We start from the raw sequence: 15,089 nt of genomic DNA on the forward strand, positions 1-15,089 counted from the left end.
ACGTCACAACGGCCTCATCAAACAGGAGAATGTGATGAGCGCCAGTTATGAAAAACGTCTGTTGCGTGTGCTGGACTATATCCACGCCAACCCAACAGGCGACCTTTCGCTGGATAATCTGGCCGAAGTCGCGGCGATGTCGCGGTTTCATTGGCATCGTGTGTTTCATGCGATGACCGGCGAAACCTGCGCCGAGGTGGTGCGCCGCATGCGGTTGCACCGCGCGGCGTGTTGGTTGGTGCAGACCGATTGGCCCGTGGCCGATGTGGCCGCCAAGGTGGGCTATCCCAGCCCTCAAAGCTTTAGCCGGACGTTCAAGGCGGCGTTTGGGCTTTCTCCTGTTTCGTATCGCGCCCGTGGTGACCTGACTGCGGCGCAAATTATGAAAAGCAAAGGAGATTTTGCAATGTTTGACGTTAAAATCGAAAACCGCGCGGCCCTGACATTGGCGGGCATGGCGCACAAAGGTCCGTATCTGGAAATTGGGTCGAAATTTGAACAGGTCGCGGCCGTGGCCACATCGCGCAACCTGTGGCCCAGCACGCGCGGCATGGCCGGGGTCTATTATGACGATCCAAATGCCGTCGCGCAGGCGGATTTGCGCAGCCATGCCGGGCTGATTTTGGCCGAAGGTGTCGCAGTGCCGGATGGGTTGGAACAGATCACAACCCATGGCGGAAAAACCGCCATCCTAACCTACAAAGGCCCGTATTCAGGGCTAAAGGCGGCCTATGATTATCTATACGGATCGTGGCTGCCGCAATCGGGGCAGGAACCGGCCGAAGCCGCCTGTTATGAGGTATACCTGAACGATCCAAGTCAGGTTCCCGAGGATGAGTTGCTGACTGAAATCAACCTGCCTTTGGTGGCCTGATCCAATTGCCCACCCATAAAAAAGCCCCGCAGAATGATGCGGGGCTTTGATATTTTGGGCTGTTGGATGTGTCAGGAACTGGCGATCAGTTCGGATTGACGCACGATCACCTCGGCTTGTTTGATGCTGGCGATATCGACCAAACGGCCTTTGTAAACGGTGGCCCCTTCGCCGCGGGCTTTGGCATCTTCCATCGCTTGCAGGATGTCGCGGGCTTCGGCGACGGCTTCTTCTGAAGGGGTGAACACTTCGTTGGCCAGCGCGATCTGTTTGGGGTGGATCGCCCATTTGCCAACCATGCCCAATGTGGCGGACCGGCGCGCTTGGGCGCGGTAACCTTCGTCGTCGCTGAAATCGCCAAACGGGCCATCCACAGGCAAAACCCCATGCGTCCGACACGCCGCCACAATCGCGGCCTGTGCCCAATGCCATGGATCGGACCAATGTTGCACGCCATCGCGCAACATATAATAGTTTTCCTGTGTGCCGCCGATCCCGGTGGTCTGCATGCCCATCGAGGCCGCGAAATCTGCCGCGCCCAGGCTCATCGCTTCCAAACGGGGGGAGGCCGCAGCGATTTCTTCCACATGGGCGATGCCCGCAGCGCTTTCGATGATCACTTCGAAACTGATGCGTTTCTTGCGGCCTTTGGCGGCCTCAATCGCGGTGACGAGGGCATCAACGGCATAAATATCCGCCGCACAGCCCACTTTGGGGATCATGATCTGATCCAAACGGTCGCCAGCCTGTTCCAACAGGTCGACCACATCACGATACCAATAAGGCGTGTCCAATCCGTTGATCCGCACGGCCAGCGTTTTGGTGCCCCAATCGATGTCGTTGATCGCCTGAATGATATTGGCGCGGGCCTCGTCTTTGTCCGAAGGCGCAACAGAATCTTCGAGATCCAGATTGATCACATCAGCCGCAGAAGCGGCCATTTTGGGGAACAATTTGATGTTGGAGCCCGGCCCAAACAGCTGACAGCGGTTCGGACGGGCGGGTGCAGCGGGTTGCAGACGAAATGACATGGCGGCTCCTGCTAAGGAAATTGCGTGGAATTTACGTAATGCGATATTAAATTGCGCAGTCATTCGCAAGGGATTTCTGCACGTGCGAACTCATGCCGCAATGCAGCGGTTTGTTTGAGCGCGCGCAAATATAAATGCAGGTGCTGCCAAATTTGACAACACATGGCTGTATTGCCACTGTTTTGGTCATCCGTGATGATGTCAGGCAGCTGGCCAGTTCTACGCAATATCTGACCATGAAAGGGGCCAGTATGAATTCCGCCCCGATCAGCAGGCGCCCCATTTTAATCGGCAGTGACATTTTTGAACGCACTGGAAAAACCGCTAACCATCCAATGGCTTGGCCTAAAACGGCCCCAACGCTGGCGTTGATCCGGCAATTGGCTTGGCATGATCCAGACACATATGTTGAGGGGGTAAAACCCCTGCCGCAGCGTCTGCGCATGTTTCACGATCCCGATTACGTGGATGCGGCTCTGGATGCGGAAACGCAGCAATCGGTTTCTGCGTCGGTTCGCCAGAAATATGGGTTGGGTCATCGGGATACGCCTTTGTTTAAGGGGGTGATCGATCGGGCCGCAATGGCATGTGGGGTGGCGATCAAGGCGGCGCATTTGCTAACTGATCGTGAGGCAAGTGGGGGCATTGTGCATAGCCCATTGGGCGGCGCGCATCATGTGCACCGGGCCTATGCCGCTGGATTTGGCTATTTTAATGATCTGGTGATTGGCATTTTGGCGCTGCGGGATCGGGGTATCGGCAAAATCGCCTATGTTGATCTGGATGCGCATCACGGGGACGGGGTAGAAACGGCCTTTGCCTTTGATAAATCGGTGCTGACCCTATCGGTTCATCAGCAGCATTGTTGGCCCCATACCGGGCTTGAATGCGATCCGGCCTATGGGGTCTATAATTTTCCTGTCCCACCGGATTTTAATGACACGGAAATGGCAGCGTTGATGCACAAAGCCATTTGCCCGATTCTGAATGATTTCGCCCCAGAGGTCATCGTCGTCCAAGCCGGAGCTGATTCCCTGGCGCAGGACGCGATGATGGACCTGAGCCTGTCCAATCAGGCGTATTTCGACGCGATCCGGGCGTTGATACCAATCGCACCACGTTTATGGGTCACCGGGGGCGGAGGGTATAATCCATGGGCTGTCGCGCGCTGCTGGGCCGGAATATGGTGCGTTTTGAACGATCAAAACCCTGCGGACCAGCCGCCATTTCCTGATACTGCCCGCATTATCAACCAGATACGGCAATGGGGCGATTTACCTGATGTCGAACCAGACTGGGGCGCGTATCTGGCCGACAAACCCAATCCGGGGCCGGTGCGCGATGCCATAACCCAGCTATTGCGGGGGGTAAGCAGCCCGTAATTTCGGATTTTGCCAAGGGCGAACACACATTTTTCCCGCAATGGTGGATTCGATGGTCTAACCGGACAGCGGCGGGAAAAAATTGCGTGAAATCCGGTGATTTGACGATTTTCTTCGTTAAATTGTGAAATCTGACGACGCTTTTCGGCGCATTGCCCGGTGTTTGGGCTGCATTTTGTCCTTCGATATTGAATGGGGATAATCATGATCAAGACGCCGTATCTTTTGTTTCTGGGTGACGCACCTGATCAATTGGCTGCCAAAGTGGCCCAAGGGATCAAAGACTGGCGTCCTGACAACGCCGTGGGCCAATTCCGCATGGAAGGCTGCAATGCCGATGTGGGCCTGACCGATATGACCTTGGAAGAGGCCAAAGCCGCTGGCGCCAAAACGCTGGTGATTGGCGTGGCCAACCGGGGCGGGATGATTTCGCAAGCGTGGAAAAAGGTGCTGGTGACAGCATTGGAAGAAGGTTTTGATCTGGCATCCGGTCTGCACAACCTGCTGCGCGACGAAGAAGATCTGGTCGCCGTGGCCAAGGCCTGTGGCCGTGAATTGCACGACGTGCGCATCCCTGATGTGGATTACCCGATCGCAAATGGCGTGAAACGGACCGGCAAACGCTGTCTGGCTGTGGGCACCGATTGTTCCGTCGGCAAAATGTACACATCCCTCGCCATGGACAAAGAAATGAAGGCCCGTGGCCTGAATTCCAATTTCCGCGCGACAGGTCAGACCGGGATTTTGATCACCGGCAATGGCGTGCCTTTGGATGCGGTCATCGCAGATTTCATGGCTGGTGCCGTGGAATGGCTGACACCAGACAATGATGCCGATCACTGGGATCACATCGAAGGACAAGGCAGCCTGTTCCACGTGTCTTATTCCGGGGTGACCATGGCGTTGATCCATGGTGGTCAGCCAGACGCGCTGATCCTTGCCCATGAACCGACCCGCGAACATATGCGCGGCCTGCCGGGCTATGATTTGCCAACGTTGCAAGCGTTGCGTGACACGGCGCTGAACCTGGCGCGTGTGGCCAACCCGGATTGTCAGGTTGTGGGCATTTCCGTGAACACATCCGCCTGGGACGAGGCCACAGCTGAGGCGTATCTGGCCAAAGTCGAAGCAGAAATGGGCCTGCCAGCGGTCGATCCATTCCGCCAAGGTGCGGCACGTCTGGTCGACGCCTTATTGGCGCTGTAAGAACGATGTGCCGTGGGCGTTGGCCTGCGGCACGTTTTACGAATAAGGAATGCACAATGATAAGCGTCCAGTCAGAAGCCTTTAAATTGGCCGAAGTTTTCACCATCGCCCGCGGATCGCGCACAGAAGCCAAAGTGCTGACCGTGCGGGTGACCCGCGACGGGATCACCGGCTGGGGCGAATGTGTGCCTTATGCGCGCTACGATGAAACGCTGGACAGTGTCACCGCTGAAATCAACGGATTGCCCGCCGATGTCACCCGTCAGGCATTGCAGGATCTGCTGCCAGCAGGTGCCGCGCGCAATGCAGTGGATTGCGCGTTGTGGGATTTAGAGGCCAAACAAACCGGACGCCGCGTGTGGGACTTGGCCGGGCTGGCCAAGCCGGGACCAGAAATCACCGCGTTTACCCTGTCTTTGGCAGAGCCCGACGTGATGGAGATCAAAGCCCGCGAACATGCCCATCGTCCGCTGCTCAAAATCAAACTGGGCACGCCAGATGACATGGCCCGCCTAGAAGCCGTGCGTCGCGGCGCGCCCAATGCCCCGATTGTTGTGGATGCAAACGAAGGCTGGACAGCCGAAGTCTATTCCGAACTGGCGCCGCATCTGCTGCGGTTGGGTGTGCAAATGGTGGAACAACCTTTGCCCGCCGGACAGGATGACCTATTGGCCGAAATCGAACGCCCGCTGCCGGTCTGCGCGGATGAAAGCTGTCATGACCGCGCCAGCCTGCCCGGATTGGCTGGCAAATATGACATGATCAACATCAAATTGGACAAAACCGGTGGCCTGACCGAAGCCTTGGCCCTGCGCATTGAAGCCGAAAAACAAGGCTATGACGTGATGGTCGGCTGCATGGTTGGCACATCTTTGGCAATGGCCCCAGCGACGTTGATTGCACAGGGTGTGGCTGTAACGGACCTTGACGGGCCGCTTTTGTTAGCCGAAGACCGCGACAACGCATTAAATTTTGACGCTGAGGGCGTTCACCCGCCCAAAGCCGCATTATGGGGATAACGACATGAGCCGCACAGTTTACGTAAACGGAGAATACCTGCCCGAGGGGGAAGCCAAGGTTTCGATCTTTGATCGCGGGTTCCTGATGGCGGATGGCGTTTACGAAGTGACGTCTGTTCTGGACGGCAAATTGGTGGATTTTGATGGCCACGCAATCCGGTTGGAACGGTCGCTGAACGAATTGGATATGCGCGCGCCTGTAACCAAGGATGAGCTGCTGAACATTCACCGTGAATTGGTTGCCAAAAACGACGTCGTCGACGGCGGTGTCTATTTGCAAATCACCCGCGGCGCGCCTGCGGATCGTGATTTTGTGTACCCGGACCCGGATGAAACACCCTGCACCGTGGTGTTGTTCACCCAGTCCAAACCCGGCATTACAGAAAGCCCGGCTGCGAAAAACGGCATCAAAGTGATTTCCATCGAAGACCAACGCTGGGGCCGCCGCGACATCAAAACCGTGCAATTGCTGTACCCATCCATGGGCAAAATGATGGCCAAGGCTGCAGGCTGTGATGATGCGTGGTTGGTCGAAGACGGCTACGTGACCGAAGGCACATCCAACAACGCCTATATCGTCAAGGACGGTAAAATCATCACGCGCCAGCTGTCCAAAGACATCCTGCACGGCATCACACGGGCCGCCGTTCTGCGGTTCGCCGCCGAGGCCCAAATGGAGGTCGAAGAGCGCCTGTTCACAATTGAAGAAGCCCAGCAAGCAGACGAAGCGTTTATCACGTCGGCCACCATGTTTGTCTGTCCGGTTGTTGAAATTGACGGCGCACAAATCGGCGGTGGCGCACCGGGGTCTATCGCCCCGCGTTTGCGCGAAATCTACCTGGACGAAGCCCGCAAAGCCGCGATCTAGGCATTTCTGCCATATAATCCTTGCGTTACGGCCCCAAACGTCATTCGATTGTTGCATTGAATGACGAAGGGGCCGTTTTTATGCGACGCTTGGTTGGGGGCGCGGGTTTTGCAATTGGACTTGGGGTGTTGGGGTGGTTTTCGGCCACCTTTACGGCCCCTGATATTCAGCAAAACCTGACCAGATCCGCCGCGTTTGTCGCCGATCAAAGCCAGCACGGCGTCCAGATAGACGTGCACGGCCGCGACATCATCGTGCGCGGATTGGTGAACGATCCTACCGAGGCACAGGCGCTGTTGCAACGGTTTGACCGCATTGCAGGACGCCGGGTTGTTGTGATGCAGACCACTCCGATCCCCGTCGCCGCCCCGTTTGAAATCACAATCACCGATCAGGACGCGCTGGGCGCTGTGCCATCCGAACAGGCCCGCGCTCAATTGAGATCCCGAATAGGTGATCTGGCGGATGGGTTGATCCTGTCATCTGGCGTGCCCAATGATTGGAACAGCGCCGTAAAGGTGGGCATGGATGCGCGCGATCTGTTGAATGAGGGGGAAATGATCCTGCGGGACCAAAACCTGATCCTGACCGGATTGGCGAGCGATCCCGACGCCAAAGAATTCGTTCTGGCGATGTTGCAACAATTGCCGGACGGGTATCATTCAGACGCACGGATTGAGTTGCTGGATGACGGCACGCCGATGCGGATTGATCTACAATGGGACGGTACAGATGCGCAGGCAGATGGCAAAATCCCGGTCGATTTTCTATCCGAACCGCTGGCTCTGGATACGTTTTCTGCACAAACATTTGGGGATGCCGGGGCACTGAATGGCACGTTGGAACAGGCCCATATCCTAGGCCCGGTTGACTGGAACCTTGCTGCGCAACACAGCCTGCAGGCGCTGGGGCATTTGTCCTCGGGGCGGCTGCAAATCGAAGGGATGCAGATCAGGATCACAGGTCAGGCCCGCCCGGCTCAGAGAGAGGAGGCGCTGGCTTTGTTGACCAATTTGCCCGACACATTTGGGCTGTACCATGACATCGCGCTGTGGGATGACGGCGCACCATTTGAACTGCACGTGGACATCACCGGGATGAGCGCGACAGCCGCGGGGAAAATCCCGGCCGATGTGACATCGCAATGGGTGGCGGACACATTGGGGGCCGATCAGATCGGCGGAGACGTCCAGGTTGCGTTTATCAATGATGAAACCGGATTGTTTGTCCCAATGGCCGATATTGGGCTGCGGGCCTTGGGGCTTTTGGTTGAGGGCGCGTTGGATGTGTCCGGGCAGGGCATCGATCTGACAGGTCTGGCAGAGGTTCCGGCAGATCGTGAACAGGTTCTCGCAATGCTGGAAACCGTCGCAGAGGGGCAATTGCGGGCCGATATTGCGGTGTTGGATGACGGTGCGCCGGCGGATTTTGTGGTGACTTATGCGGCTCAGAATGGGGCAATCGTGTCTGGGAAATTGCCGCGGGGCCTGACACCGGCGGATATTGCGCAAGCATGGGGCGTGCATCAGATCGCTGGGGAACCGCTCTTGGGTTTGGTGGGGCAGGAAAGCGACGCGATTGGCCTGTTTGCCTTGGGGGATATGCTGCCTGAAATCGAAACGTTGCGCTATCATTCAACCGCCGATGGCCTGCGCGCTGAAATTGCATTGACCCCGGGCATTGATGCCGAACTGGTTCAATCTGCGATCAGATCGCTGTTTGAAACCGACAGTGACAGGCCGGTTTCCGTGGTGTTTCAGGACGGCGATGTTTCGATCCCCACAGGGACCCGCCGTGTGAATGCGGCCACCGGCATCGAAGAAGCGTTTATCGCGGGTGTGTGGTTGCCCGTTTTGACGTTTTCCCCAAGTTTGCAGGCCTGTCAGGCATGGACCGATGGCGCATTGGCCGATGGTGTGAATTTCGTCACGGCCTCAACGCGGCTGGATGCAAAATCCATGCGCAGTCTCAACCTGGTTGCGTCCATTGCCCAAAACTGCGTGTTTGAGGGCGGATTGTTGCTAGAGGTCGGGGGCCATACGGATGACACTGGGAATGATCAGGTGAACAATGCCCTGTCGCTGGAACGAGCTGGAATTGTCCGTCAGGTTCTGGTGACCCGTGGCGTGGCTGGCTCGGTGATAACGGCACATGGCTATGGATCGCAGGTGCCGATAGTCAGCAACGAAACCAGTGAGGGTCGCGCGCAAAATCGCCGAACGACAATGACATGGATCGATCCGGCCGCAGGCGGATCCGAATAGGGGACCAATATGTTCAAGGAATGGGGATTTTTGCTGGGCGAAATCTGGGTGCTGCTGTTGATCGCGGGGGGGCTGGGTCTGCTTGCTGGATGGATCATCTGGGGGCGCCAGATCGATCCCGAACCCCAAGGCGGCATCGAAGAGGACCGCCTGAAAGCTGAGTTGCAGAAAGTCCGGGCCGAACAAGCGGTGGATCACGCAAAAATGGCGCAGCTACAGCATCAGCTGGACCTGAGCCATGTCGCCCTTGCGGATGCGATCCACGCTGCGCCCCCCACGCCCAACGCTCCGGGGGATTTGGATGGGGACGGGATCGTCGAGGGTCCAGACGAAGGCCGACGCCCAGCCGCTTTGCCCGCGCCAGAGGACGGGCAGGGGGATGATCTGAGACTGATCAAAGGGATTGGACCGAAACTGGCGGCATTGTGCAATGAAATGGGGTTTTGGCATTTCTATCAGATCGCCAATTGGACCGACCAAGAGGTGGCTTGGGTGGATTCCAATTTGACCGGGTTCAAGGGCCGGGTGAGCCGGGACAATTGGGTGGACCAGGCCCGCACATTAACCGCAACTGGATTTGCAAAACGGCCTGACTGAATGGGCTAAAACGCTGAAAGGCCGCACCCCCTACCGGTGCGGCCTTTCCGTCAATGCTGTAGCTGCACAGACGTCATTGGGGTCTGAAAAACAGACCTATTCGAATTCAAATTGCAGACAACCCGGTTCCAGATCATCCGCGCGCACCCCAAACAAAACCGCAATCAACCGGTCCCCGATGCTGAGCCGAACGCCGGTCTGATCCGCCAAATCCTCTAGCCGAAGCGTCGCGTCCATGTCGTCCTCAGACAGCGTGAACGACAGCGTTTCAACGTCCGGATCAAAGCCTTGGATCATCGGCACGGCGGGCATGGCAGTGCCCTCAAAAAACTCGGCACTCGTTTGCGCACCCATTGTCTATCCTTTGACATTGCCGGTGTCGTGTCTTTGACAACGTTCCGGCATCGCCCCCACATACGTCATGCCATTGCGGGTTAGATTTCGTCAAATTTACGGCAGGGTTAACGGCTTATTGTGTCCGCTGCTGGGCCAGTGATGCAAATCGCGGGGGAACTGTTCCAGTTCGTCCCGCAATTAACCCAACGCTAAGGGTAGAATCACTTTTCGCTTTTGGTTTTGTTGGTCACGTTTTCTTTGAATGCGACCTCAAAGGCGGCCTGTTTGTCCGGGCTGGCCTCTGTTTGATGCTGCGCCTTCCATTCAGAATAGGGCATGCCGTAAAACGCCTCACGGCCCTCTTCTTTGGTCAATTCGATGCCGCGTTCATTTGCGGCCTCTTGATACCAGCGGCCCAGACAATTGCGACAAAACCCAGCCAGGTTCATCATGTCGATGTTTTGCACATCCTGACGATCCTGCATCAGATGCTGTTGCAACCGGCGAAACGCGGCGGCTTCGATTTCGAGGCGGGTCTGATCATCCATGATGCGGCTCCTTAAGGGGGTGGGTTTGGCGTAAACGTCTGGGTCGATTTCTTTGATATCGACAGACAGGTTCTGCACACCGGGCAGGGCGTCGATCAAACCAGACAGCACCGCATGGGTGATTTTGGATTTCAGCGCCACATCGCGACCGGGCAGCAGCCGGATCATCCCATTGGCAAACATCTGATCGCCCACCACGTGGAAATGCTGTATGGGGATGGCGCGCACGCGAATGGCAGACCCATCCCCAAAGGCACCGGTTTCCTGCATTTTCGACCACAGAATTTTGCACAATGCAGACATGTCGATCTGGGTGTCGAGTGCGGCGTTATATTCAAGGACGAGATGGGGCATTGGGTCGCCTTATGCTAGGGATTTTTGCGCATGTTGCGCGCGATAGGTTGCCAGTGCATTGGTCAGCAACGGCGCAAGCCGCTGGGCCCAATGGCGTTGACCGGCTTCATCCGCGATCAGATCATGACGCAATTCGATCAGCGCATTGGCCCGCCCGCATTGCAAGGCATGTTGATCCACCGCATCCCCCGGCAAATGACCTGCATAGGGTTCGTTTTCACCAATACAGAGATCGGATTGCGCGTGCAGTTCGTCCAGAAACGGCCGAGAAAAGCGTTCGTCACCGGCAAACAGGATCCCGACATGCCAAGGGCGCGGTTTGCGACCGTTCAGCCGGGGGGTAAAGGAATGCACCGCCACAACAATCGTATCGTCATGCGCGCTGGCCAGCTGTTCGTATGCCCGGTGGTAGGGGTCGTATAGATTGGCTTTACGACGGGCGATTTCTGCGGCATCGACATGGCGATTGGCGGGAATGATCGTTCCATCATATAGCTTCATCACCAATGTCGGATCATTTGCGCCCCGGTTCGGATCAATCACCAAGCGGGAAAAATTCGACAGAACTGCAGGGGCGCGCAACAGCGCTGACAAATGCCGGGTCACACCCGCCGCACCGATATCATAGGCGATATGGCGGTCCATATCGGCCGCGGGCAAACCCAGATCGCCACTGGCGACATCATCGGGCACAAAATTGCTGGCATGATCACAGGTCAGCAGCAGCTGCGACGTGCAATCGGAATTCAGGATTTCATATGGTGAATAGGTCATGCAGCCTGTCTTATAATGTTATTTTTATATAGGCTAGTTGAGCCGCAAAGGAAAATGGGTATAAGGGCGCAACGCTAATGTTAGCGATAACGTTCGTCGCTCTACCAATTTTGCCGCCAAAAAGGACATTCTGTCATATGAGACGCTTCCGTAACGTCAAGATCGTCGCCACGCTTGGACCTGCTTCAAACGATTATGAAACCATCCGCGCATTACACGAAGCGGGGGCGGATGTGTTCCGGCTGAACATGAGCCACGGCGATCATTCTGAAATTCGCGTACGCCATGAAATTATCCGCCAGATCGAAAAAGACATGGACAGCCCGATTGCGATCCTTGCTGATCTGCAAGGGCCAAAATTGCGTTTGGGTGTCTTTGCCAATGACGCCGAAGAAATGGTTGTCGGTGCCAAATTCCGTCTGGATCTGGATGACACACCCGGCGACGTGAACCGTGTTTGCTTGCCCCACAAAGAAATCTTTGACGCGCTGGAACCGGGCGCCAGCCTGTTGGTCAATGACGGCAAAATCCGCCTGAAGGTTTTGGATTGCGGTGGAGACTTTGCCAATTGCGAAGTTGTCGTTGGAGGCACAATTTCCAACCGCAAAGGCGTGAACGTGCCAGACGTGGATCTGCCCTTGGCTGCGTTGTCGGAAAAAGACCGCAAAGACCTTGAATTTGTTTGTGAATTGGGTGTCGATTGGCTGGCATTGTCGTTTGTTCAGCGCGCCGCAGACGTCGAAGAGGCCCGTAAATTGGCCAAAGGACGCGCCGCGATTCTGTCCAAGATCGAAAAGCCATCTGCCGTGAAGCGGTTCGACAGCATTTTGGACGTGTCCGACGGTATCATGGTGGCCCGTGGCGATCTGGGGGTAGAGCTGCCCGTGCATGCCGTCCCACCGATCCAGAAACAGCTGATCCGCAAATCCCGCAAGGCCGCAAAACCGGTGATCGTGGCGACACAAATGTTGGAAAGCATGATCGAAAGCCCGATGCCAACCCGCGCCGAAGTGTCCGATGTGGCAACCGCAATCTACGAAGGCACCGATGCGATCATGCTGTCGGCTGAATCCGCCGCCGGTGATTTCCCAATCGAGGCAGTGCGCACAATGGACAACGTTGCGCGCGAAGTCGAAGCCGACCCAACCTACCGCGAAATCATCGAGGCCGCCCGGTCCACCGACGGCACTACAGTGGCCGAAGGCGTCGTTGCCGCCGCCCGCGAGATTGCGGAGACCACCCAGGTTAAATCGATCTGCTGTTTCACAGAATCAGGCACAACCGGCCTGTTGGTGGCGCGTGAACGTCCCGGATTGCCGATCATCGCATTGACCACGCAAACCGGCACCGCGCGTCGGCTTTGTCTGACATGGGGGGCCACCTGTGTGATCACCGGCGAAGTGGACCGGTTCAAAACCGCCGTTGTTGCTGCCGTGCGCGCTGCGCGCGATCATCTGGACGCGACATTGGACGACAAAATTGTCGTCACAGCAGGCGTTCCGTTTAACACGCCGGGGTCGACAAACATTCTGCGGATTGCGCCTTGTGATGAACGGCAGATTTTTTCAGCCGAGGTTTGATCTTGGGGCGCAACCTAAGATAATACCTAATTAAGGTATTTTTAGGAGATGCGTTATGGATTCGGATTTAATGTTGGTGATCGGGTTGATTGTGTCGGTCTTTTCACTGCCACCGATTTTGGGCGCATTTATGGAAGGCCGCGCCCCACGCGCGGCCGCCATTACCATCCTGATTGGGGGCGGTTTGATTGCATTGGCGATCAACCAGCAGCCCAACGGATACACGATCGAACAAATCCCCGGTGTCTTTGTCGAAGTTGTGGGCCGTTTCATCAATTGAGGCTTGCCAATTCGGCGTTCCAGACGTAAGAGCACCATTCTATCCCGTGTGACCGGCCAATGTGGCATGCCGAGTCGCGCGTTAACCGCACCTAACAAGGAGACGGAAATGCCTAAGATGAAGACAAAATCGAGCTGCAAGAAGCGGTTCAAAGTGACGGCCAAAGGTCGCGTTGTTGCCGCTCAGGCTGGCAAACGCCATGGCATGATCAAACGGTCCAACAAGTTCCTGCGCAATGCGCGTGGCACCACAACTTTGTGCAAGGCTGATGAAGGTATCATCAAGCCAATGATGCCCTACGCTCGCTAAGGAGACTGAATAATGCGTATTAAAAGCGGAACCGTTACCCACCGTCGTCACAAAAAGGTCACCGATGCAGCCAAAGGTTACTATGGCCGTCGTAAAAATACCTTCAAAGTCGCGCGTCAGGCCGTTGATAAGGCCAACCAATATGCGACACGTGACCGTCACAATCGCAAGCGTAATTTCCGCGCTCTGTGGATTCAGCGGATCAATGCGGCTGTTCGTGCCCATGACGAAGCCCTGACATATTCCCGCTTCATCAACGGCCTGAACCTGGCCGGGATCGAAGTTGACCGTAAAGTTCTGGCCGATCTGGCCGTTCACGAGCCCGAAGCATTCGGTGTGATCGTGTCCAAAGCTCAGGCCGCGCTGGCTGCCTAAATCTTTGGGATTAGATTAGAAAGGCCGTCCTTTGGGGCGGCCTTTTTGCATTTGGACCTATTTGTAAACGATCTGATTGCGGCCGTTTGCCTTGGCCTCATAGAGCGCCTTGTCGGCGCGCAGCATGATGTCGTCCCGTTCTGCATCCCCCTCGTCACTATAGGCCACGCCGATGCTTGCCGTTAGGCTGAGATGGGTGTCCGAATAGGTGATCGGATGATCGCTGATCTCAGATTTGATGCTCTGGGCGACGTCCTGTGCGAGGCGGGCCATTGCGCCGGACAATAAAACACAGAACTCTTCTCCTCCCAGCCGGGCGACAATTGCGTTTTCAACATGTAACGCTGTCCCGTCAGAGATGCGTTTTGAAATCGCCTGAAGCACAACATCCCCCGCGTCATGACCCATCGTGTCATTCACGGATTTGAAGTGATCAACATCAATGGAAACCACAGAAAATGGTGTTTTTTCCGCCTGCCACGCCTGCCAGCACGCAGTTAGGTTTTCCCGGAATGAGTGGCGGTTCGACAATTTCGTTAGGGAATCTGTATGGGCGATCCGGGTCAGGTTTTCCATTTGCTCGATGATCAGCAATTGTGTGGCGATGCAGCGCGCTAGGGCTTTGAGGAGTTCAAAGTCAGATTCGGCGGTTCGGGGTAGGGTTTGAAACCCCGTCGCCAAAACCCCAAAACAGCGCCCCGCAACCTCAATTGGGGCATTCATCAAAGCCGAAATTCCGGCTTGTGACAATTTCTGACAGTCAATTTCGGGATCATTGGCAATGTTTGGCCTGATTTCCCCGCGCTGGGTTGCGAAGACCTGACCGATAAAACTGCCGTTGATGGGCATTTTACCTCCAACGGGGATTGCCTGATTCCCTTCGATGGCAATCAATTCCAGATAGGGGCTGTCCATTGGGTTCAACGCGATTGTGCACCGATCGGCACACAGAATCGATCCTGACCATTGTGAATAGCATTGCATGATGTCCAAAACGGATCGCGCGCTGGTCAAATCGTTCAGCAATCCGATTGGAATTTTCAGCTCACTGCTATGATTTGCAGTGATTTTTCGGCCTTCAAGCAATTTGAACCCTCTCAATTCTCCCAACGGGGACTCATTTCGAACGTCTCTGAAATCTATTAAACTCGTGTAAATTCCCAAAAAGCAAGTTTTTGAAGCTAATTAAAATTTGCTCGAATAGGCGCATGGTCAACTTTAGCACGTCAATTGACCGATTGTCGGCCACGTCGCTTGCATCATATCCACCCACCCTGTAGCACCTTTGCGAC

Annotated in this window: 16 protein-coding genes and 1 pseudogene; 11 read left to right on the forward strand and 6 right to left on the reverse strand. The window is 55.9% G+C overall.

The features are described from left to right. Positions 1 to 34: 34 nt before the first annotated feature. Entirely contained in the window at positions 35 to 874 is an 840-nt protein-coding gene (locus tag AB1F12_RS02810; RefSeq protein ID WP_368186425.1) for a GyrI-like domain-containing protein, read from the forward strand. 71 nt (positions 875 to 945) lie between these two features. On the opposite strand, the gene AB1F12_RS02815 is transcribed toward AB1F12_RS02810, so the two are convergent. Then, a complete protein-coding gene (locus AB1F12_RS02815; protein ID WP_368186427.1) occupies positions 946 to 1,905 on the reverse strand; it encodes an L-malyl-CoA/beta-methylmalyl-CoA lyase in 960 nt (319 codons plus the stop codon). Between the two features lie 251 nt (positions 1,906 to 2,156). On the opposite strand from AB1F12_RS02815, the gene AB1F12_RS02820 reads away from it, so the two are divergent. The 6 genes from AB1F12_RS02820 to AB1F12_RS02845 all read left to right on the forward strand — a co-directional run bounded on the left by AB1F12_RS02820 (position 2,157) and on the right by AB1F12_RS02845 (position 9,241). Then, positions 2,157 to 3,287 (forward strand): acetoin utilization protein AcuC, encoded by a 1,131-nt coding sequence (locus AB1F12_RS02820; RefSeq protein WP_368186428.1) that lies wholly within the window; start codon positions 2,157 to 2,159, stop codon positions 3,285 to 3,287. A 204-nt stretch (positions 3,288 to 3,491) separates the two neighbouring features. Further along, positions 3,492 to 4,493 carry an N-acetyltransferase DgcN gene (gene dgcN / locus AB1F12_RS02825; protein WP_368186429.1) on the forward strand — a complete coding sequence of 334 codons (1,002 nt, stop codon included), beginning with the start codon at positions 3,492 to 3,494 and terminating at the stop codon, positions 4,491 to 4,493. 56 nt (positions 4,494 to 4,549) lie between these two features. Beyond that, on the forward strand, positions 4,550 to 5,512 hold the full coding sequence (gene dgcA / locus AB1F12_RS02830) for an N-acetyl-D-Glu racemase DgcA (RefSeq protein ID WP_368186431.1): 963 nt from the start codon (positions 4,550 to 4,552) through the stop codon (positions 5,510 to 5,512). A 4-nt stretch (positions 5,513 to 5,516) separates the two neighbouring features. Beyond that, positions 5,517 to 6,380, forward strand: coding sequence for a D-amino-acid transaminase (locus AB1F12_RS02835; protein ID WP_368186433.1), 864 nt, complete (start codon positions 5,517 to 5,519; stop codon positions 6,378 to 6,380). Positions 6,381 to 6,460: 80 nt separating this feature from the next. Then, on the forward strand, positions 6,461 to 8,644 hold the full coding sequence (locus AB1F12_RS02840) for an OmpA family protein (RefSeq protein ID WP_368186434.1): 2,184 nt from the start codon (positions 6,461 to 6,463) through the stop codon (positions 8,642 to 8,644). A gap of 9 nt (positions 8,645 to 8,653) precedes the next feature. After that, entirely contained in the window at positions 8,654 to 9,241 is a 588-nt protein-coding gene (locus AB1F12_RS02845; protein ID WP_368186435.1) for a hypothetical protein, read from the forward strand. 96 nt (positions 9,242 to 9,337) lie between these two features. On the opposite strand, the gene AB1F12_RS02850 is transcribed toward AB1F12_RS02845, so the two are convergent. The 4 genes and pseudogenes from AB1F12_RS02850 to AB1F12_RS02865 form a co-directional block, all read right to left on the reverse strand. Then, the gene (locus tag AB1F12_RS02850; RefSeq protein WP_368186436.1) at positions 9,338 to 9,595 is read right to left on the reverse strand and encodes a hypothetical protein; all 258 of its coding nucleotides are present in this window, start codon (positions 9,593 to 9,595) and stop codon (positions 9,338 to 9,340) included. Between the two features lie 203 nt (positions 9,596 to 9,798). After that, the gene (locus AB1F12_RS02855) at positions 9,799 to 10,125 is read right to left on the reverse strand and encodes a DUF1244 domain-containing protein (RefSeq protein WP_368188238.1); all 327 of its coding nucleotides are present in this window, start codon (positions 10,123 to 10,125) and stop codon (positions 9,799 to 9,801) included. 63 nt (positions 10,126 to 10,188) lie between these two features. Further along, a pseudogene (locus AB1F12_RS02860) lies at positions 10,189 to 10,479 on the reverse strand (5-carboxymethyl-2-hydroxymuconate Delta-isomerase); the annotation flags it as partial. A gap of 9 nt (positions 10,480 to 10,488) precedes the next feature. Continuing rightward, positions 10,489 to 11,253 carry an N-formylglutamate amidohydrolase gene (locus AB1F12_RS02865; protein WP_368186438.1) on the reverse strand — a complete coding sequence of 255 codons (765 nt, stop codon included), beginning with the start codon at positions 11,251 to 11,253 and terminating at the stop codon, positions 10,489 to 10,491. 137 nt (positions 11,254 to 11,390) lie between these two features. Here AB1F12_RS02865 and pyk point away from each other — a divergent pair, with 137 nt between their 5' ends. From pyk to rplT, 4 genes are all read left to right on the forward strand, one after another. Continuing rightward, the gene (pyk, locus tag AB1F12_RS02870; protein WP_368186439.1) at positions 11,391 to 12,833 is read left to right on the forward strand and encodes a pyruvate kinase; all 1,443 of its coding nucleotides are present in this window, start codon (positions 11,391 to 11,393) and stop codon (positions 12,831 to 12,833) included. A gap of 55 nt (positions 12,834 to 12,888) precedes the next feature. Further along, the gene (locus tag AB1F12_RS02875) at positions 12,889 to 13,113 is read left to right on the forward strand and encodes a hypothetical protein (protein ID WP_368186441.1); all 225 of its coding nucleotides are present in this window, start codon (positions 12,889 to 12,891) and stop codon (positions 13,111 to 13,113) included. A gap of 108 nt (positions 13,114 to 13,221) precedes the next feature. Further along, the gene (gene rpmI, locus AB1F12_RS02880) at positions 13,222 to 13,422 is read left to right on the forward strand and encodes a 50S ribosomal protein L35 (protein WP_368186442.1); all 201 of its coding nucleotides are present in this window, start codon (positions 13,222 to 13,224) and stop codon (positions 13,420 to 13,422) included. Between the two features lie 9 nt (positions 13,423 to 13,431). Then, the gene (gene rplT / locus AB1F12_RS02885) at positions 13,432 to 13,797 is read left to right on the forward strand and encodes a 50S ribosomal protein L20 (RefSeq protein WP_368188240.1); all 366 of its coding nucleotides are present in this window, start codon (positions 13,432 to 13,434) and stop codon (positions 13,795 to 13,797) included. A gap of 57 nt (positions 13,798 to 13,854) precedes the next feature. Here rplT and AB1F12_RS02890 read toward each other — a convergent pair whose 3' ends face one another. Continuing rightward, positions 13,855 to 14,907, reverse strand: a complete 1,053-nt coding sequence (locus AB1F12_RS02890; protein WP_368186443.1) for a diguanylate cyclase — start codon at positions 14,905 to 14,907, stop codon at positions 13,855 to 13,857. Positions 14,908 to 15,089: the final 182 nt, after the last annotated feature.

The organism is Aestuariibius sp. HNIBRBA575 (assembly GCF_040932005.1).
Taxonomy (GTDB): domain Bacteria; phylum Pseudomonadota; class Alphaproteobacteria; order Rhodobacterales; family Rhodobacteraceae; genus CANLNM01.

Coding starts and splice junctions, on each gene's coding strand:
- AB1F12_RS02810 (WP_368186425.1), top strand. CDS start 35: ATGAGCGCCAGTTATGAAAAACGTCTGTTGCGTGTGCTGGACTATATC.
- AB1F12_RS02815 (WP_368186427.1), bottom strand. CDS start 1,905: ATGTCATTTCGTCTGCAACCCGCTGCACCCGCCCGTCCGAACCGCTGT.
- AB1F12_RS02820 (WP_368186428.1), top strand. CDS start 2,157: ATGAATTCCGCCCCGATCAGCAGGCGCCCCATTTTAATCGGCAGTGAC.
- dgcN (WP_368186429.1), top strand. CDS start 3,492: ATGATCAAGACGCCGTATCTTTTGTTTCTGGGTGACGCACCTGATCAA.
- dgcA (WP_368186431.1), top strand. CDS start 4,550: ATGATAAGCGTCCAGTCAGAAGCCTTTAAATTGGCCGAAGTTTTCACC.
- AB1F12_RS02835 (WP_368186433.1), top strand. CDS start 5,517: ATGAGCCGCACAGTTTACGTAAACGGAGAATACCTGCCCGAGGGGGAA.
- AB1F12_RS02840 (WP_368186434.1), top strand. CDS start 6,461: ATGCGACGCTTGGTTGGGGGCGCGGGTTTTGCAATTGGACTTGGGGTG.
- AB1F12_RS02845 (WP_368186435.1), top strand. CDS start 8,654: ATGTTCAAGGAATGGGGATTTTTGCTGGGCGAAATCTGGGTGCTGCTG.
- AB1F12_RS02850 (WP_368186436.1), bottom strand. CDS start 9,595: ATGGGTGCGCAAACGAGTGCCGAGTTTTTTGAGGGCACTGCCATGCCC.
- AB1F12_RS02855 (WP_368188238.1), bottom strand. CDS start 10,125: ATGGATGATCAGACCCGCCTCGAAATCGAAGCCGCCGCGTTTCGCCGG.
- AB1F12_RS02865 (WP_368186438.1), bottom strand. CDS start 11,253: ATGACCTATTCACCATATGAAATCCTGAATTCCGATTGCACGTCGCAG.
- pyk (WP_368186439.1), top strand. CDS start 11,391: ATGAGACGCTTCCGTAACGTCAAGATCGTCGCCACGCTTGGACCTGCT.
- AB1F12_RS02875 (WP_368186441.1), top strand. CDS start 12,889: ATGGATTCGGATTTAATGTTGGTGATCGGGTTGATTGTGTCGGTCTTT.
- rpmI (WP_368186442.1), top strand. CDS start 13,222: ATGCCTAAGATGAAGACAAAATCGAGCTGCAAGAAGCGGTTCAAAGTG.